Origin of the sequence: Paenibacillus artemisiicola (genome assembly GCF_017652985.1) — a bacterium.
GTDB classification, from domain to species: domain Bacteria; phylum Bacillota; class Bacilli; order Paenibacillales; family Paenibacillaceae; genus Paenibacillus_Z; species Paenibacillus_Z artemisiicola.
The window spans coordinates 40351-57332 of the sequence record NZ_JAGGDJ010000015.1; the positions used below are offsets into that span (position 1 = coordinate 40351).

Annotated in this window: 18 protein-coding genes; 5 read left to right on the forward strand and 13 right to left on the reverse strand. The window is 64.4% G+C overall.

Annotated elements, in window-relative coordinates:
- Nucleotides 1-135: 135 nt before the first annotated feature.
- The 6 genes from I8J29_RS18005 to I8J29_RS18030 all read right to left on the reverse strand — a co-directional run bounded on the left by I8J29_RS18005 (nt 136) and on the right by I8J29_RS18030 (nt 5394).
- Nucleotides 136-738 carry a TetR/AcrR family transcriptional regulator gene (locus I8J29_RS18005; RefSeq protein ID WP_208848905.1) on the reverse strand — a complete coding sequence of 201 codons (603 nt, stop codon included), beginning with the start codon at nt 736-738 and terminating at the stop codon, nt 136-138.
- A gap of 136 nt (nt 739-874) precedes the next feature.
- On the reverse strand, nt 875-1810 hold the full coding sequence (locus I8J29_RS18010) for a phosphotransferase family protein (RefSeq protein WP_208848906.1): 936 nt from the start codon (nt 1808-1810) through the stop codon (nt 875-877).
- Entirely contained in the window at nt 1803-2354 is a 552-nt protein-coding gene (locus tag I8J29_RS18015; protein WP_208848907.1) for a hypothetical protein, read from the reverse strand. Before I8J29_RS18015 ends, I8J29_RS18010 begins: the two co-directional genes overlap by 8 nt.
- Nucleotides 2355-2517: 163 nt before the next feature.
- Entirely contained in the window at nt 2518-3009 is a 492-nt protein-coding gene (locus tag I8J29_RS18020) for an SRPBCC family protein (RefSeq protein ID WP_208848908.1), read from the reverse strand.
- A complete protein-coding gene (locus I8J29_RS18025; RefSeq protein WP_208848909.1) occupies nt 2993-3379 on the reverse strand; it encodes an ArsR/SmtB family transcription factor in 387 nt (128 codons plus the stop codon). Before I8J29_RS18025 ends, I8J29_RS18020 begins: the two co-directional genes overlap by 17 nt.
- Before the next feature lie 203 nt (nt 3380-3582).
- The gene (locus I8J29_RS18030; RefSeq protein ID WP_208848910.1) at nt 3583-5394 is read right to left on the reverse strand and encodes an ABC transporter substrate-binding protein; all 1812 of its coding nucleotides are present in this window, start codon (nt 5392-5394) and stop codon (nt 3583-3585) included.
- A 137-nt stretch (nt 5395-5531) separates the two neighbouring features.
- On the opposite strand from I8J29_RS18030, the gene I8J29_RS18035 reads away from it, so the two are divergent.
- Complete coding sequence (locus I8J29_RS18035) at nt 5532-5717, forward strand: hypothetical protein (RefSeq protein ID WP_208848911.1); 186 nt, start codon at nt 5532-5534, stop codon at nt 5715-5717.
- A 6-nt stretch (nt 5718-5723) separates the two neighbouring features.
- On the opposite strand, the gene I8J29_RS18040 is transcribed toward I8J29_RS18035, so the two are convergent.
- The 4 genes from I8J29_RS18040 to I8J29_RS18055 form a co-directional block, all read right to left on the reverse strand.
- A complete protein-coding gene (locus tag I8J29_RS18040; RefSeq protein ID WP_208848912.1) occupies nt 5724-6290 on the reverse strand; it encodes an isochorismatase family protein in 567 nt (188 codons plus the stop codon).
- A 24-nt stretch (nt 6291-6314) separates the two neighbouring features.
- The gene (locus tag I8J29_RS18045) at nt 6315-7427 is read right to left on the reverse strand and encodes an AbrB family transcriptional regulator (protein WP_208848913.1); all 1113 of its coding nucleotides are present in this window, start codon (nt 7425-7427) and stop codon (nt 6315-6317) included.
- Nucleotides 7428-7847: 420 nt separating this feature from the next.
- Nucleotides 7848-8255: an RrF2 family transcriptional regulator gene (locus tag I8J29_RS18050; RefSeq protein ID WP_090641806.1), complete on the reverse strand. Its 408-nt coding sequence runs from the start codon at nt 8253-8255 to the stop codon at nt 7848-7850.
- A 171-nt stretch (nt 8256-8426) separates the two neighbouring features.
- A complete protein-coding gene (locus tag I8J29_RS18055) occupies nt 8427-9422 on the reverse strand; it encodes a formylglycine-generating enzyme family protein (protein WP_208848986.1) in 996 nt (331 codons plus the stop codon).
- 279 nt (nt 9423-9701) lie between these two features.
- Here I8J29_RS18055 and I8J29_RS18060 point away from each other — a divergent pair, with 279 nt between their 5' ends.
- A complete protein-coding gene (locus I8J29_RS18060) occupies nt 9702-10256 on the forward strand; it encodes a YfiT family bacillithiol transferase (protein WP_208848914.1) in 555 nt (184 codons plus the stop codon).
- Nucleotides 10257-10406: 150 nt separating this feature from the next.
- Here I8J29_RS18060 and I8J29_RS33850 read toward each other — a convergent pair whose 3' ends face one another.
- Complete coding sequence (locus tag I8J29_RS33850; RefSeq protein WP_338113213.1) at nt 10407-10718, reverse strand: winged helix-turn-helix transcriptional regulator; 312 nt, start codon at nt 10716-10718, stop codon at nt 10407-10409.
- 318 nt (nt 10719-11036) lie between these two features.
- Between I8J29_RS33850 and I8J29_RS18070 the strand changes: the two genes are divergently transcribed.
- From I8J29_RS18070 to I8J29_RS18080, 3 genes are all read left to right on the forward strand, one after another.
- Complete coding sequence (locus I8J29_RS18070; protein WP_208848916.1) at nt 11037-12215, forward strand: MFS transporter; 1179 nt, start codon at nt 11037-11039, stop codon at nt 12213-12215.
- Nucleotides 12216-12354: 139 nt separating this feature from the next.
- Nucleotides 12355-13014: a response regulator gene (locus I8J29_RS18075; RefSeq protein WP_338113214.1), complete on the forward strand. Its 660-nt coding sequence runs from the start codon at nt 12355-12357 to the stop codon at nt 13012-13014.
- A complete protein-coding gene (locus tag I8J29_RS18080; protein WP_208848918.1) occupies nt 13011-14015 on the forward strand; it encodes a sensor histidine kinase in 1005 nt (334 codons plus the stop codon). Before I8J29_RS18075 ends, I8J29_RS18080 begins: the two co-directional genes overlap by 4 nt.
- 207 nt (nt 14016-14222) lie before the next feature.
- Here I8J29_RS18080 and I8J29_RS18085 read toward each other — a convergent pair whose 3' ends face one another.
- Both I8J29_RS18085 and I8J29_RS18090 read right to left on the reverse strand, forming a co-directional pair.
- A complete protein-coding gene (locus I8J29_RS18085) occupies nt 14223-16187 on the reverse strand; it encodes an FtsX-like permease family protein (RefSeq protein ID WP_208848919.1) in 1965 nt (654 codons plus the stop codon).
- Nucleotides 16184-16936 (reverse strand): ABC transporter ATP-binding protein, encoded by a 753-nt coding sequence (locus I8J29_RS18090; RefSeq protein WP_208848920.1) that lies wholly within the window; start codon nt 16934-16936, stop codon nt 16184-16186. The genes I8J29_RS18085 and I8J29_RS18090 overlap by 4 nt, the downstream gene beginning before the upstream one ends.
- Nucleotides 16937-16982: the final 46 nt, after the last annotated feature.

Here is a 16982-nt window from a genome sequence, read left to right on the forward strand (position 1 = left end):
AGCCAATCCCCTCCGATTTGGATGTGGTTTGAACCGGACCGCGTGCCTGCCGAAATCGCGGCCGTCGCTTACGCCGTTCCCGTTATTCCCGACCGTCACTTGAAGCATCCGCCTTTGCTTTGCCTTAACCTCGCCTTAGCCCTTGAATCCGCCGCGCAGGCTGCCGCTGACGAACGCGGCGAAATGCCCGGCCGTGAACGCCGTTCCGGCCCCCGGTATCGAAGTCCTCGCCCGCAGCCCGAGCGATAGGACGACGAACAGCTCCGCCGTCCGCGCCGCGTCGACCGAGGCCGGAATCACCCCGTGCCGCTGTCCCGTCTCGATCCACCGCCGCGAGAAGAGGACGGACCGCTCGTAAAATTGCCGCAGCACGTCGGCGACGGCCGGGTCGTCTTCCTTGCCGAGCAGATACATGAGCACCTTGTTGGTGGGACTGCCGGCGTCCTCCAGTTCGGCGAACTGCTTCGCCAGCATCTCCATGGGCTGCTCGAAGTCCCCGGGATGCCGCTCCACTTGCTTCTCGAACCGTTCGTTCGTCGCCGTCAGGCTTTCCTCCAGCACCCATGCGAACAGCTCGTACTTGCTCTTCACGTAATGGAAGATCGCCCCCTTCGACAGCTCGGAACGTTCCATGATATCCTTCATCGTAATGACGTGGCAGCCTTTCTCCCCGATCAGCGCCTTCGTCGCCTCCAGCAGCTGCCGGGTCGTCTGCTGTCTTCGTTCTTCCTGCTTCATCGCGCGTTCCCCCGTTTTGCGGTTGTTGCCTTTATTATACATACAGACCATCGGTTTGTAAATAAAACGGCAAAAAATAGGCGCTTCTTCACTTGGCGCTTAGAAAAAGAGCCGCACGCCGCGGCTCCTATCGTCATCATGCGCGCCGCGCCGACGTCCGCGCGAGCAGCCCCCGCACGTAATCGTCCAGCCGTTCCACGATCAGCGCTTTCGTCAAGCCCTGCGCGCCGAGCTCCGTCCAGCCGCCGAATACGTCGGGCTCCCAGTACGCGATGTCGATCAGCGACACGAAGTCCCAATACGGATGGTACGCGAACGCTTCGCCCGCATGCCGGCGATAGGCGTCCAGAAACGCGTCAGCCGCCGCCGGACCGTGCAGCTGCGCCAAATCCGCGCGGCAATGGCCGACGTCGAGACCGGGCGCGCCGATGCAGCCGTTCGGCCAATCGACGATGCCGCTGACCTCGCCGCCCGACCAAAGCACGTTCGCCGCATGGAAGTCGCGGTGAATGAACCGCGGCTCGTACGCCGGCGGCGGCGCGAGCGCGATGCGCGCGGCTTGCGTCCAGGCATCCGGCACCCGCGACCAGGCGGACGCGTCCATCTTCGCGGCGTCGGCGTAGCGAGCATGCGTCCACCGCGCGCCGCCTCCCGCTTCCGCGGCGTGCAGCGCCGCCAGCGCCCGCGCCAGGCCGTCGAGCCAGCGCTCCATCTCCCGCGGGGCCAGAACGACCTCGCCTTCGAGCCGCGTCATCAGCACGGCCGGCATGCCGCAGCCGTCGCCGGCTTCGTCGAACGCGACGAGCTTCGGCGCCTTCACGCCCGTTAGCGCGGACGCCGTCTCCAGGCACCACGCCTCGTGCCGGGCCGCGTCCGGCTCTTCCCGCAGCCACTCCGCGTTGTTGAACAACCGCAGGACGTACTCCCGCTCCGCGTTTCCGGCGCGTATCCACAGCGCGTGTACTAGCGACGACGTGCCGCCGCGCAGCCGCTTCGCCGCGACGACCTCCGCGTCGGCAGCGACCGCGGCGGCCGCCCACTTCAATGCTTGCGCGCTCAAATTCTCAATCATAGCCGCCCTCCGCTTCCGGCAATGCCTTGTACGCTGCCTTGCTCTCCGCGATCCCGCGGACGTATTCTCTGAGATCCGCCAGCTGCCGTGCGTCGTCCGTGATGTCGCAATGCTCCGTCGACAAATGCATCGACTTCGTTTCGCCGGCCGCGGTAACCGTCCAGCTGTCATCCGTATGCGGATCCTGACCGCATCCCGGGTTCTCGGGCTCCAGCTTCTTCTTCCCCATGATGTCGATTTCCCGCATCCGCGCATAGATGTCCCGCATTTCTTGTTCCGACAGTGCGAGATCGGCCGTGGCCGTGCCGTTTACAATAAGATCCTTCGTGATCGTACCGTCGTACGTGTCGACCTCGTTCTTGCCGCCGCCGTAGCCGTACTTGAGCTCGAAATCGAAATCGGCCGGCATGTCCGCCGGCATCGCGGTTGTCTTGCTTGCCGCGGGTTCCTTCCGATCCGCCAAATAGCCGCCGTCCCCGTCGCAGCCGCCGGCGATAAGCGCGGCCGCAAGCGCGAGCAGCAGTCGTCCGCCCGTCCGTGCCATCGCGATTCCCCCTTTGGCTACCTAGACGAACGAAGCCGGGATAGGTTGCACCCGAAGAGGAAGAAAATGGGACCCCGCTCCCCGCTTCAGAACGACGCGCCGACGGCAAGAAGCCGGCCGCTCCCGGCAGCCGGCCTTGCGCAAGCTCGATCGTTCGCGGCGCTTACTTCAGCCGCTCCAGCATGTCGGCCAGCCGCGCGTACGAGTCGCGGACGCCGCGCTCCATGTCGGATTGCAGCATCCCGTCCCGGCCTTCGACCGAGCGGAACACGGATTCCATGACGATGCGCGTCCGGCCGCCGGGCAGCTCGCGGAACAACGCGGTCTCCAGCGTCACGTGACCGCGTTCCGGCATGCCTTCGAATTCGAACGTCTGAATGATCCGTTCCGGCGCCGTCACCTCGTGGAACACGCCGCGGAACCCGTATTCGTTGCCCGCCGCATCGATGTGCACGTACCGGTAGAAGCCGCCGTCGCGCGGCTCGAACGTCTCCAGCTTCATCGTCAATTCGCGCGGCCCGAGCCACTCGGCGTACAGTTCGGGTTCCGTGAACGCGCGAAAGACGAGCTCCCGCGGCGCGTCGAATTCCCTCTCGATGCCAATCGTTTGTTTGCCCGGCTCCGCCGTAATCCGCGTGTCATACCCGTTCGTCATCGTTTCGATCCTTCCCTTCGATTGATTTGGTGGCTGGACCGGCTGCGGAATCGGCGGCCGAGCGCTCCTTCTCGCGCTTCAAGACGGCATCCAGCGCCTCGAACCGCCTGCTCCACAAATTCCGGTACCGCTTGGCCCATTCTTCCACTTCCAGAAGCGCGTCCGGGTTCATGCGGTAAATGCGCTGCTGGGCCCGTTTCTCCACGTCCACGACGCGCGTCTCGCGCAAGATTTTCAAATGCTGCGAGATCGCCTGCGGACTGATGGAGTACCGGCTGGAAATGTCCGTGGCGGACAGCTGGCCGTTCGCGGCCAGCAGCTCCATGATCGATCTTCTCGTGGGGTCTGCAATCGCTGTAAAGGTGTCCATGGGTTTATAATAAACCAAATTCTTAATTAAGTAAATGATTTAGTAAAAATTTTTCCTTCATCCTCGGCAGCGGCTTTTCGGCTTCATGCGCCTGCGGCCGGCTTCCCTTGCGCGAACGCGCAAAAAGGCGGCAGCTCCCGTTGCCGGGCGCCGCCGCCGCCTTCCGTCTTCCCATCCAACCTTTACCCGCTTATCCCGGCTCTTCAGCCGGCACTCCCCGCGAGCGGTTCGTCCTCGTCCAGCCACACGTCCTTGAACTCGATCCAGCCGAGCGAATTCAAGCCGACGCCTTTGATGTGGGGGTTGTAAAACGTGTTTTGCTTCTTGTGCGTCAGAAACAGGACATGCGCCTCTTCCCGCAGCCGCCGCTCGATCTCGGCCAGCCCGCGCGCGCGGTCCTCCGGCCGCCTGCGCCCGAGCGCCGCGTCGATCCGTTCTTCCGTCCACGCGAGCAGCTCGCCGTCCAAATGCTCCCGCATGAAGTTGCCGTGCTGCGCGTACAGCTCGATGAGCGAGACGTCGTCCTCGTCGAAGACGACGCAGTACAGCAGAGCGTCGACCGCGCCCAGCATGCCCCGCTCGCGAACCGATTCGTGATCGCCGGTGCGCACCTCGACCGCGATGCCGGCCGAGCCCAGCTCCCGCTGCAGCCACCTGGCGTCCGGCTCGTGCAGCCCGTACGTGCCGATGACGATCGGACGCCCGTCGTAGCCGCTTTCCCGAAGCAGCCCGGCGGCCCGGTCGGGATCGAAACGGATCGGCCCCAAGGCGAGCCGCTCCTCCGGATGGAAGCCTGCCGCCGGATACAGCCGGTCTTCGCCGAGCTCGCGGATGAGCCGGGCGCGATCGACGAGCAGATGCGCGGCTTGCCGGAAGGCCGCGGAGCGCTGCGGCCCTTCCTTGCGCATGTTCCACGTCAGCATGGAGCAGCCGTTGCAGACGGACTCCATGACCTCCCAATCGCTCTCCGGCCGCGCCACGGCGGCCTCGTCCTTCATGAGCAGCTGCTCCCAGCTCTTCGAGTAGGCGATCGTATCCGCCGGCATGGTCACGATCGCGACGCCGTCCAAGTGGGCGCGCCCCTTGAAGTAACCGGGATTGGCGCGCAGCTCGAACCGGTCGGCGGTCCATGCCTCGAAGCGGAACGGCCCCGTGCCGACGGGCCTGTTCCAAAATTCATCGTCCCGCTCCGCCAAATCATGCGGGACGATGGACATCGCCGGCGAGCATAGAAACCGCGGAAACAGCCAGTTGGGCTTCGCGAGCGCGATCCGGACGGTCCGCTGCCCGACGGCCTCGACGCTGTCGACGGACCGGACGAACCAGCCGGAAGCATAGTCGCCTCGCAGCCGCTCCAACGAATACACGACGTCGGCGGCGCTCAGCTCCCTGCCGTGGTGGAACTGCACGCCTTTGCGCAGATGGAACGTCCATTCCGTGCCGCTCTCGTCATGGGACCAGGCATGCGCCAGCGATGGCGTGAATTTGTCCGTCTCGCGGTCGTACAGCAGCAGCGTATCGAAAATTTGCTTGACCATATGCGCGCTGATCGCATAGTACAGATTCCGCGGGTCGAGCGTCACGATCGGCTTGTAGACCGGCAGGGACAGCATGTCGGCCCCTTCGTCCTCGCCGAACCGCACCTTCCGGTAGCCGAACTGCCCATTCAGCCACGCCACGAACGTCTCCCTCGCGCCCGTCCCGCCGCCGTGCTCGCCGAGCAGCTCGAACGCCTGCTTGTATTCGCCGGTCGCGGCCAGCTGCCGCGCCGCCTCGAGCAGCTTCGCCTCGTACCCGTGAAGAAACGTCAGCTGCGACCGGTTGCCCCGGCCGCGCCCCGCCTGCCAATCGACGAAGCCCTCGTCGATCAGCTTGCGCAGGATGAGCTTCACGTTGCGCGGCGAGCAGAACAGCGCTTCGGCCAGCTGATCGAGCGTGACTTCCACCGGCTGCCCCGCCCCCGCCTCGCCGGCGAAGCGCGCGTACAGCGCCAAATACCGTTCATAGGTCAACATTGCTTCAGCCTCCGTTCGGTTCCGTGTTGCCAAAAGGGGAACGCGTTGTGTATGATTCTACACTTTTTACGCCCTTGCCGTCACGCGATAATGAGGATGCAGCGCACCGATACCGCATGCCGGGAGGAATAAAACCCATGATGGAAACGATCTACGTGGCCGAGAAGATACGCAGCTTTCGCGAAGCGGATTGGGACCGGCGCATTCGCCGGGGCGAGTTCGTCGCTCCGGACGCGGCGGACGCCGCCGAGCCAGCCTCCGGGCAGACGAAAAAGCAGCCTGCCCGCGCGGGCAAGCTGCTTGATTCGCAACGCGACGAATAGCGGCCGTCAGGAGCCGATGCCGTCCAGGAACGCTTCCGTCGTCCGGAGCTTCCCGATCCGCGGAAAGATGAACCGGCACGTGGCATCATGTTCTTCTTCGCTCATCGCCGCCATGGCGTCCGTAATGAAGACTTGATCGTACCCGAGCTGAAACGCTTCCCGCGCCGTCGTCTCCACGCCGATGTTCGTCGAGATGCCGAGGAGCACGATCGTACCGATGCCGCGGCGGCGGAGCTGCAGATCGAGATCCGTCCCGAAGAACGCGCCCCACTGGCGCTTCGTCACGACGTGGTCGCGGGGGCCGACCTCGAGCTCCGGCGCGAATTCCGCCCAGCCCTCCGGGTAGGCGCCCGACCGCGGCTCCTGATCCGTGGCGGGCTTCAAGGCTTCCTTGCCGTCGAGAAAATCGACCTTCACGAACGACACGAAGCCGTTCCGCGCGCGGAATCGTTCGACCAGCTTCGCGGCGTTGGCCACGATCTCCGGCCCTTTCGGCGACAGGCCGACGATGCCTTTTTGCAAATCGATGAGGACGAGCGCGGTTTTGGCGTAATCCAGGTTCAAAGCTTCCATGTCCGATACCTCCGTTAAATGGGTTTAGGCGGCGCCGCGCCGTTTCACGCGGTCGCCCGGCTGGATGCGGAGCACCATCCGCAGCAGCGGCGGAACGACGAAGAAAATGAAAAACATCCGGAACAGCTGGTAGCCGGCCACGATCGACAGATCCGCGTGGATCTCGTGCGCGATGATGCCCATCTGGTCCATGCCTCCGGGCGCTAGGCTGAGCAGGCCCGTCGCTTCGGTGACCGGCTGCAGCGCGGACAGCAGCAGCGCCATGCCGAGCGCGCCGGCGATCAGGAGCACGCTGCTGCCGAGCGCGAGCGACAGGTTCTTCAGCTTGTTCGGCAGCTGCCGCGGCCGGAGCATCAAGCCGACGTAGATGCCGATCATCAGCTGGGCGACTTCGATGACGGTGCCGGGAAGCGCCGGTCCGTGCACTCCGGCGAGCTGCAGCGCCGCCGTCCCGATCGCCGGGCCAAGCATGTACGCGGTCGGCAGCTTGATTCGGTTGCCGAGGAGGGCGCACGCGACGCCGGCGACGGCGAAGATCAGGATGTTCGGGAACAATCCGCCCCAGGTCGGCTGCACGGCGGATGCGGCGGCGGCCGCCGTCGCCGCGGCGTCGTGCGTCTGGCCCAGGATCGGGCTGAACACGATCAGCGGCACGCAGATGACGATCATCATGAGCCGCGTGACCTGGGTGAACGTGACGGCCGTAATGTTGATGCCCTCCGTCTCTTCCGCCAGCAGGATGACCTGCGACAGCCCGCCCGGGATGCTCCCCATCAAAGCGGTTTTGTACCCCATGCCGGAGAACTTCGAGACGACGTAGGCGATGCCGGCGCAGTACGCCAGCAGCAGCACGGCCATCACCAGCATGTAAGGAAGCTGGTGCGCGATTTCCTTCAGCGCGGCCGCGGTGAGGGACAATCCGATCGTGTAGCCGACGATGATAAGCGCCGTATTGCGGAGCTGCTGCGGCCAGTAAAACCGGTTCTCGATCGCGTTGTTCGCGATCAGCATCGCGATCATCGGCCCGAGCAGCCACGGAATCGGAATGTGCAGCAGCTTGAACAGCAGCCCGCCGGCGACCGCAAGGACGATCGTCGCGACCAGGCTGCCGAGGCGGAGCGGTTTGCGCTCGCTCATGGGTCATTTCTCCTCGCTTTCTCTGTCAGAATGCCATATGTTGCCGTTTTTTATGAAAAGGGGCAATATGAGCAATGATTTGCACATTTTGAGCAAAAAAAATTTCGCCTTTTCGGCGGTTCGCGCTCCGTGCCCGATGCGGAGGCTGTGATTGCGTCGATTAGAAGGCTCGATTCGATAGCCTGGATTCGAGAGCCTGGATCCGATAGCCGGGATTTACTTTCGAGCTCCGTTATCGATTCGATCATTCGCTTCGAGTTCCAGAATCGACTAGGGGCCGGGATTTACTTTCGACCTCCGGCATCGACTCCATCATCTAAATTCGCTTGGCGTACCGGGATCGACTCGGATCTTGGATTCGCTTCGACATCCGCGCCCGTCAATTCGAGCGCCGTTCTTGCGTCGGACGCCGCGTCGGTTTTAATCCGGCCGAATCAAGTCCGCCACGGTATAATTGCCGAGCACCAACGTAACTTGCGTGTTGATGTCGGCCATGATCTTCCGGAACGACTCGTTCGCCCGCTGCCCGAAGCCGTGGTTGCCGGTCGTGTCCAGCATCCGGTCCCACTGCGGCTGCTCGTCGTGAAGCGACGAATACACCTCGTACAGCGTGATTGCGCCGGGCGGGCGCGTCAGCTCGTAGCCGCCGGAGCGGCCCTGCCGGACTTCGACGATTCCGGCGTCGGCGAGCTGCGCCAATATTTTGCGAAGCGCCGTCGGCTCGCATTGGATCTGCTCCGCGATATCCGAGCTGGTGCGCAGCTCGTCGTTCGTCGCGAGCACGATGAGCGCCTGAAGGCCGAAGCCAAACCGTTTCAATTGAGCCATCGATGTTCGTGAACGCCCCTGTCTCTCTTATTGTGCCGATTTTAGCACAGTTCCCTCCGCACCGCAACCATTCCCGGGCAAACGCGCGCTTTGCGCCGTAGAGACGGCGATAGCCGCCTCCCTTCGTTTCGTCGCGCGGCACCCATGGCCGGGATGCCGAACATCGAGCTATTAAGCGTCCGCCGCGCAGCGGAAGCCGATGTTGCCGGTCGAGCTGTCCGGCGTGTTCGAGCTTCGGGCGGCGACGCGGTACCGGTTGCAGTACGACTGGTGGCACAGGTAAGAGCCGCCTCGCATGACGCGGGCCGTGCCGGAAGCGGGACCGCGCGGATCCCGGCTGCCGGGCTTGGCATGGCGGACCGAGAACCAGTCGCCGCACCATTCCCAGACGTTGCCGACCATATTGTAGAGGCCGTAGCCGTTGGGCCGGAACGAGCGGACGGGCGCCGTGCCGGCATACCCGTCGGAGGCGTTGTTCTTGTCCGGGAACTTCCCCTGCCAAATGTTGCAGCGATGCTCGCCGTCCGGCTTCAGCAGGTCGCCCCACGGGTAGCGCTTCTGGATCAGGCCGCCGCGCGCGGCGTATTCCCATTCCGCTTCCGTCGGCAGCCGTTTGCCCGCCCACTGCGCGTAGCTCGCCGCGTCATGCCACGAGACGTGGACGACGGGATGGTCCTCCCGCCCTTCGATGCCCGAGCCCTCGCCTTCCGGCTTATGCCAGCAGGCGCCGTCGACGGCGAGCCACCACGGCACCCCTGGCGCGGGACGGGCCGCGGCCTTCGCCGCTTCCGGCACGAAGAGATGGAAGACGAACGACCAGCCGAACCGTTCCGCTTCCGTCACATAGCCGGTCTCGGCCGCGAACGCGGCGAACGCCGCGTTGGTCACGGCGCAGGCATCCATATAAAATGGCGACAGGCTCGCCTCCCGCACCGGCCCCTCCCCGTCCCGCGGGAACCCCTCCGCGTCGTTCGTGCCCATCAGAAATTCGCCGCCGGGCAGCAGCGCCATGCCCTGAAGACGATCCTGCGCATGCGGCGCATGCGGTGCTTCCGCCGCGGCCGCCAGTTCATCTCCCGCCCGCGCTTCCGAATCCTCCCGGATCGCGCCCGGCTTCTCCATGGTCCGTCTTCCCGCCGCGCAGCAGCAGGCCGGCTTGTTTTCCATCGACATGTTCGTCCTCTCCTTCTCCCCCGAGCGAGGCCGGCGGCGTGGGTGGTTGATCCATAAAGCCGATTCGCGCGCTTGGTGATCTTCAATGTGCTGAATGATACCCCCGCCGCCGGAGCTTGTCAATCGCCAAGCGGCAGGAGATCCAGGTCGGCTTGGCGAAAGACTGGGCTGAACGATCGGCGAATGACCGGGCGAACGGCCAGGCGGGCGGCGTGCCATACCGAGGCCGCCGGTTCATTCGGCCGCCGAAAACCGAAACGGAGGTTGTTGGCGATGGAAGACTCGGAACTCGAAGCTCTGCGTTTCCCGCTCGGCCGCTTTCAGCCTGCCGCGCGGCTGGGCGAGGCCGACCGGCTGCGCTTGATCGAAGCGGTCGCCGATCTCGCGGGAACGCTGCGCGCCGCGGTGGAGCCGCTATCCGCTTCGCGGCTTCTGACGCCGTACCGGACGGGCGGCTGGACGGTCGTTCAGATCGTGCATCACTTGGCCGACGCCGACTTGAACGCGTATATCCGCTTCAAGCGCGCGCTGACGGAACCGGCGCCGCTCGCGGCTACTTTCCGCGAAAACGCGTTCGCGGAGCTCGGCGACTACCGGGATACCCGCGTCGCGGCGCCGCTCGCGCTGCTGGACGCGCTCCATCGCCGGTTCGCGCTGCTGCTGCGCGGGCTATCGCCGGAGCAGTTCGCCCGCACGGTGACGAGCCCGACGCACGGCGCGATGACGCTCGACCAGGCGATCGAGCGGTTCGTCTGGCACGGCCGCCATCATACCGCCCAGATCGTCGCCCTGAAGGCGCGGATGGGCTGGCAAGACGGAAGTCCGTGAGCATCGGCCGCGGGCAAGCCGTTCCGTCACCGGCAGAATTGACGGCGTTCGGCAGCCGCCCCGGCACTGGATTCGCGGCCCGGCGCGGCTGCGGCGATCTCGCGCTTCGGCGGCTGCGGCGATCTCGCGCTTCGGCGGCGGCGCGAGCCTTCAGCCGTCCGCTTGCAGCCGGGGATCGTTATTCGCGCCGTCCCCCCATTTGACGGCCCACTTCTCCATCTCCTTCAAGGCGTCCTGAAACCCATACCCCTTCTCGGTCAGCGCATACTCCACCGAAACCGGCACGGTCGGGAATACGTCCCGGCGAACGATGCCGCTCCGTTCCAGATGCCGCAGCACGTCCGTCAGCGACTGCGTCTTGACGACCTTCAAATCCCGGTTCAGCTGATTGAAGCGCTTCGGCCCCGACGTCAGCTCGGCGATGACGAGAAACGCCCATTTGGCGCCGAGAATTTCGAGCACGGAGCAAATATTGGTAAACCGCGATGGCTGCTGCCCCGGCTGCGATGCCGGCCGCGGTTCGGCCGCAGGCTCCCCGCCATCGTTCAAGCGCGCGTCCCGCGGTTCGGTCGACGCCGGGCCGATTCTTGGATCGTTCTTCTTCCCGTTCATCTTCTCCCACCCCTTCTATGCATTTCATCCGCCATTAACTTACTTTTGGTTAGTTAGTCAATTAAGTTGTATTAGGTCCGTTTCATTTGCCTTCTTACGAAAGGTAAGCGGCTCTATTATACTACAGCCAAGAGCAAGCTTACCAATGACCGGAAGGGAATGAAAGCCATGAAAACCACCCCTAGCTTCGCCGTATACGCCTTGGCGTTCGGCGCGTTCTTCACCGCGACGTCCGAGCTCGTCGTCTCCGGCATCCTGAACGTGATCGCCGCCGACCTGAAGATCCCGCTGGCCGAAGCCGGCCTCCTCATTACCGCTTATTCCGGCGCGTTCGCCGTCGGCACGCCCGTCGTCGTCTCCCTGACGGCAAGGCTCGAACGTCGCCGAGTGCTGCTTGCCGCGCTTGGCGCGTTCATCCTCGGCAGCTTCGCCTCCGGCGCGAGCTCGTCGTTCGCCGACCTGCTGCTCTCGCGCATGCTGCTCGGCGTCAGCTCCGGCGTCTACCTTGTCGTCGCCTTCGGCGCCGCGGCCCGCCTCGTGCCGCCGGAGAAGCTCGGCCGCGCCATCGGGACGATCGTGCTCGGCTTCAGCAGCGCGATGATCCTCGGCGTGCCCATCGGCATCGCCGTCGCGGGCCGGTTCGGCTGGCAGGCGATCTTCCTGTTGCTCGGCGCCGTCAGCCTCGCCTTCGTCTTCCTGCTGTACCGGCTGCTGCCGAAGCTCGAAGGCGACGCGCCGGTGCCGTTTCGGCGCCAATTCAAGGCGATCGGGAGCATGGTCGTCGTCAGCGCCCTCGCGCTCACGTTCTTCCGCGAATCCGGCAACTCGGTCCTCTTCACGTTCATGACGCCGTATTTGCAGCAGCTGCTCCATTACGGGGTGTCCGGCGTCGGCGCCGCGATGCTCGCCTTCGGCGCCGTCGGCGCCGCCGCCTCGCGGATCGGCGGCTACGGCGTCGACCGCTGGGGCGCAGCGCCCGTGATCGCCGCCGGCGTCGCGCTCCACGCCGCCGCGCTCCTCCTGCTCCCGCTGCTTGCGCCTTCGCCGGTCGCCGGCACGCTGCTGCTCGGCGTCGTCGTGTTCGCCATGTTCGCCGCCGGTCCCGCGATCCAAAGCTATTTTATTCAGCAGGCGCCGGAGTCGGCCAATCTGATTCTCAGCGTGAACACGTCCGTGATCCACCTCGGCCTGGCCGCCGGCGCCGGCGCGGGCGGCGCCCTGCTGGCGGAAGCGGCGACGCTCCGCTTCCATCCGTGGCTGGCGGCCGGCGTGCTTCTGCTCGGCTTGGCCGCGGGGCTGTACGGCTTCGCCCGCGGCCGAAGCCTGCGCCCGGCGCGGGAAGGGTAACCGCCCCGCCGGCTTTCCCGCTCCGCCTGCGGCCCTATGGCCTTCCGCCGCGCGACGCGCCTTCCTGCATCTGGTATACTGGGGCGTAGACAACCCCCGCCCGACGCACCGAAGGAGGCGTTCCGTTTTGTTTCAAATCATGCTCGTGGAAGACGACGCGGACATTCGGGCCATCGTGGCCGCCACGCTGCGCAAATGGCAGTACGACGTCTTCGAGCTGACCGCGTTCGAAGACGTGAAGCGCGAATTCGAAGCCCGGCGCCCGCATCTGATCCTGCTCGACATCAACCTGCCGGTGTACGACGGCTTTTACTGGTGCCGGCAAATTCGCGGCGTGTCCAACGTGCCGATCATCTTCCTTTCGTCCCGCGGCGGCAACATGGACATCGTCATGGCCATTCATATGGGCGGCGACGATTTCGTGCAAAAACCGTTCGAACTCGAGATTCTCGTCGCGAAGGTCAATGCCCTGCTGCGCCGCAATTATACGTACCAGGAAGAGAGCCTGCAGCTCGTTCATCGCGGACTTCGGCTCAATCTGTCCAATTCCTCCGTCGATTACGAAGGCAGAACGGCGGAGCTCTCCCGCAACGAGTTCATCGTCCTCGGCGTTCTGATGCGGAAGGCCGGGACGATCGTGTCCCGCGACGACCTCATGCAGGCGCTGTGGCGCGACGACCAATTCATCGACGACAACACGCTGACCGTCAACGTCAACCGCCTCCGGCGCAAAATCGCCGAGCTCGGCCTGGACGGCTTCATCGCGACCCGCAAAGGAATGGGGTATATCGCGGAATGAACGTGCTGCGCTTCCTTCGCTACGAACGGCCGTACATCCTGCTCTGCGCCGCGACGTTCGGACTCGTCATGCTGATCTGGTACGCGGAGCCGGGCAGCCGGCTGCGATTCGAAAGCCTCGTCTACGTCGTCGTCCTGCAATCGCTGCTCATGGCCGCCTTCTTCGGCTACCGGTATTATCGCAGCGCGCAGGCGGTCCGGACGCTGGCCGGCGAAGACGGCGAACCGCTCTCGCTCGAAGCCGAAGCGTACCGGGACCTCGTCGAAGAGATGGAGCGCGGCCACATCCGCGCGCTGAACGAGGTGCACGCGAGGCAGAAGGAATACTATGATTTCATCGTGTCCTGGTTCCACGAGGTGAAGACGCCGATCTCCGTCCTGCGGCTCATGCAGCAGACCGAGGTGGAGCCGCGCACGCTCGAGGAACAGCTCACCCGCATCGAACAGTACGTCGATCAGGCGCTCTACTACGCCAAGCTGGACAACTTCAACCAAGACTACGAGCTCGTCAACTGCGACTTGGAGCCGCTCGTCAAGGAAGTCGTCAGAGGCAGCGCCAAAGCGTTCATCGCCAAAAGAATCCGGCTGTCCCTCGACGTCGGCCCGGCGATCGTGCAGAGCGATTCCAAGTGGCTGCCCTATATTCTCGGCCAGCTGCTGTCGAACAGTCTGAAGTACACGCCGGTCAGCGGCGAAGTCCGCATCGCGGCGGAAGCGGACGACAAGGAGAAGCGGCTCGTCATCCGCGACAGCGGCATCGGCATCGAACCCCGCGACCTGCCGCGCATCTTCAACCGCGGCTTCACCGGCACGAACGGGCGCATCCATATGAAATCGACGGGGATGGGCCTCTATCTCGCCCAAGAGCTGTCGAAGAAGCTGGGCCATTATATCACGTGCGTCTCGGAACTCGGCCGGTTCACGGAAATGACCGTGCACTTCCCGCGCAGCCACGACCCGTACCGGGAGATGCTGCAGCCTTCTTCCGCGGGGGTCGAATAGACGCGGCCCCCGCACGGCCGGCTGGCCGAAGCCGACGGCCTCGTAACCGAATCCGCGAGGCCAAAGCCGATCGCGGCGCCGTACGCAGGGCAGCGGCGATACGCCGCAAGCATCCCCGGCTGGTGGCCCCACGGCGACTGCGCGCCATGCAAGGGAACGACGCCAAACACCCCGGGAGACGAAGCCGTCTCCCGGGGTGTTTGGCGCTTATGCCGACCGATTCGCGATCCGGTAATACAGATTGGCGGACGCGAGATAGAAGCCGGCATAGATGAGGAAGTAGAGCGCGATGATGCCCCACACCATGCCCTTCAGATTCGGAAAATCCTGCACGGAATCCAGAATGTACGTCTTGATGATCAGCCAGCTGTTGATCAGGCCCGGCAGCAGCGGCAGGGCGAAGACGAACAGCAGCTGCTTGCGGATGACGCTCATCATCTCCCGCTTGCCGACGCCGAGCTTGCGGAGAATCGCGTACTGCCGCTGCGCCTCCGTCGCTTCGCGCAGCTGCTTGAAGTAGATGACGCCGGCCAGGGCGAACAGCGCGATCAGCGCCAGGAACGCGCTCGCGAACAGCAGCAGCGAAGAGCCTTCGATCTGCTTGGAGTAGACGTCCGCGAACGACGAATAGTACGTGCCCGGCTCCTTCGTGACGATCGCGTGCAGCCGCTTCGACAGCTCCTCCGCGTTGCCCGCGTCCGCGATATCGTAGATGATGTAGCTCGCCGTCTCCGCGCCCTCCTTCAGCTCGGCGTACTTCGCGTCGGAGACGACGAGCAGCGCGGGCTTCTTCACCATCGACGTGACGGGATCCGACGCCCAGCCGAGCAGCGCGTAATCGCGCTTCTCCGTCAGCTTGAGCGTCGTCTCCGACGCGGCGCGAACGGTGAAGCGGGCGCCGCCGTCCGGCATCGTTTCCGGGAAGTCCATCCCTTGGGACAGCGACACGGCTTGGTCGCCGTCCAGCCGCACCGGTTTGCCGTTGTCATGCCGGGCCGCGACGATCGCGTTATAGTCCGACGCCGAGGCGAGCAGGACGCCCGGAAAGAAGTATTCCGGATTCTCGAACGCGACGCCGGGATCCGTCACGGCCTCGGCGCGGAGCAGGGTCAAGGCGCGCTCGTCTTCGATGCCGTGCCCCGAAGACGCGATGGCCCCCTTCACGTCGTCGTCGACGGCCTTGCTCTTCGACTCGTACGCGACGTCGTTCGGCAGATTGCGGCCGACCGCTTCGAATTGCACGGAGTAATTGATGGACACGAAGCACATGAGCAAGATCAGGACGGTGCTGAACAGCGAGATGAACGACAGGTTGAGCGTATTGCCGCGGATCTGGAACCGGATCGAGGACGACCACAGCACGGTATTGCCGCCGAAATACCGCTTTCCCCGGCTCAGCCGCAGCAGCAGCCAGCCGGCGAATTGGCGGATGAACAAGTACGTCCCGGCGATGATGCCGACCGCGCAATAGATCATCGACGCCGACGCGTAATCCGTCCAGAAAACCGACTGCTTGCCGCTGCCGATGACGACGATCGACGATCCGAGCAGCAGGACGGCAAGCATGGCCAGAACGGCCGACGTCTTGACCGGCTTCTCGGTCTTCTCCCGCGCCCGGAACAGGTCGATCAACTGCACGCGGGAGAGCAGCAGGTAGCTCTGGACGGCGATCGCCGCCGTCAGGACGACGAACATCCCGATCGTCGCGAGGATGGCCGGCACGGGGAACGACAACGACACGACCTGGTCGTATTCCATCAGATTCATCAGCAGCGAGCCGAAGATTTTGGACAGCAGCCCGCCCGCGAGTCCCCCCGCGACGAGCGCGGCCGCGCCGAGCGCCAGCGTCTCGTACAGCAGCATGAGCAGCAGATGCCGCTCGTTCATGCCGTAGAGCATGTACAAGCCGAGCTCCTTTTTGCGCTGCCGGATGAAGAACGAATTGGCATAGAGCACGAACAGGACGATGAACGCGACGATGACGACGGACGCGATCGCGAAGCCGGTTTGAAAGTTTTGCCGGTTCTCGAGCGCGTCCAGGATATCGCCGTTGTACATGACGGACGCGAAGGAGAAGAAGATCATGACGCCGATAACCATGGCGAGCAAATAGATCGTATAGAGCCCGAAGCTGCGGCGTACGTTCTTGAGCGTCAGTTCCAGCAGGCTCATCGCGGCTTTCCTCCCAGCAGGCTCTGGGTTTCGAGAATGCGGTCGTAGAACGCGCGCTGCTGCTGCTCCCCGGCGTACAGCTCGTTCACGATCGCCCCGTCGCGCAGGAAGATGACCCGCTTGCAATAGCTCGCCGCATAGACGTCGTGCGTCACCATCAGAATCGTCGCGCCGAACTTGCGGTTCAGCTCCGCTAGCTCTTCCAGCAGCTGCGTCGCCGACCTGGAATCGAGCGCGCCGGTCGGTTCGTCCGCGAAGACGATCGCCGGCTTCGTGATGATGGCGCGGGCGCAGGCCGTCCGCTGCTTCTGTCCGCCGGACAGCTCGCTCGGATACTTGTCCAGCAGGTCGGCGATGCGCAGCGCCTGGACGATCGGCATGAGCCGCGCCTCCATCTCCCGCGGGTTCACCTTGCGCAGCGACAGCGGCAGCAGGATGTTTTCCTTAACCGTGAGCGTGTCGAGCAGGTTGTAATCTTGAAAAATAAACCCCATCCGGTTTTGCCGGAACCGGCGCAGCTCCTTCTTGCCGAGCGCGAGCAGCGACTGCCCCTCCAGCCAGACGTCGCCGCCGGTAAATCGGTCGATCGTCGACAGCACGTTCATGAGCGTCGATTTGCCGGAACCGGACGGTCCCATGACGGCGGTAAATTCGCCGTGCGCAACGGTGAGATCGATGTTTTTGAGAACCGTCGTCTTGCCGTAAGCTTTGGAAATGTTTTCGGTGCGGATGATTGCGGCCGCGTTCATGGCGTTCCCTCCCTTTCGCTACCTCTACTATAGTCGGGAACGATGT

Coding starts and splice junctions, on each gene's coding strand:
- I8J29_RS18035 (WP_208848911.1), top strand. CDS start 5,532: ATGATGGAAACGATCTACGTGGCCGAGAAGATACGCAGCTTTCGCGAA.
- I8J29_RS18005 (WP_208848905.1), bottom strand. CDS start 738: ATGAAGCAGGAAGAACGAAGACAGCAGACGACCCGGCAGCTGCTGGAG.
- I8J29_RS18015 (WP_208848907.1), bottom strand. CDS start 2,354: ATGGCACGGACGGGCGGACGACTGCTGCTCGCGCTTGCGGCCGCGCTT.
- I8J29_RS18080 (WP_208848918.1), top strand. CDS start 13,011: ATGAACGTGCTGCGCTTCCTTCGCTACGAACGGCCGTACATCCTGCTC.
- I8J29_RS18045 (WP_208848913.1), bottom strand. CDS start 7,427: ATGAGCGAGCGCAAACCGCTCCGCCTCGGCAGCCTGGTCGCGACGATC.
- I8J29_RS18020 (WP_208848908.1), bottom strand. CDS start 3,009: ATGACGAACGGGTATGACACGCGGATTACGGCGGAGCCGGGCAAACAA.
- I8J29_RS18075 (WP_338113214.1), top strand. CDS start 12,355: ATGCTCGTGGAAGACGACGCGGACATTCGGGCCATCGTGGCCGCCACG.
- I8J29_RS18040 (WP_208848912.1), bottom strand. CDS start 6,290: ATGGAAGCTTTGAACCTGGATTACGCCAAAACCGCGCTCGTCCTCATC.
- I8J29_RS18070 (WP_208848916.1), top strand. CDS start 11,037: ATGAAAACCACCCCTAGCTTCGCCGTATACGCCTTGGCGTTCGGCGCG.
- I8J29_RS18060 (WP_208848914.1), top strand. CDS start 9,702: ATGGAAGACTCGGAACTCGAAGCTCTGCGTTTCCCGCTCGGCCGCTTT.
- I8J29_RS18050 (WP_090641806.1), bottom strand. CDS start 8,255: ATGGCTCAATTGAAACGGTTTGGCTTCGGCCTTCAGGCGCTCATCGTG.
- I8J29_RS18025 (WP_208848909.1), bottom strand. CDS start 3,379: ATGGACACCTTTACAGCGATTGCAGACCCCACGAGAAGATCGATCATG.
- I8J29_RS18030 (WP_208848910.1), bottom strand. CDS start 5,394: ATGTTGACCTATGAACGGTATTTGGCGCTGTACGCGCGCTTCGCCGGC.
- I8J29_RS18090 (WP_208848920.1), bottom strand. CDS start 16,936: ATGAACGCGGCCGCAATCATCCGCACCGAAAACATTTCCAAAGCTTAC.
- I8J29_RS18085 (WP_208848919.1), bottom strand. CDS start 16,187: ATGAGCCTGCTGGAACTGACGCTCAAGAACGTACGCCGCAGCTTCGGG.
- I8J29_RS18055 (WP_208848986.1), bottom strand. CDS start 9,422: ATGGAAAACAAGCCGGCCTGCTGCTGCGCGGCGGGAAGACGGACCATG.
- I8J29_RS18010 (WP_208848906.1), bottom strand. CDS start 1,810: ATGATTGAGAATTTGAGCGCGCAAGCATTGAAGTGGGCGGCCGCCGCG.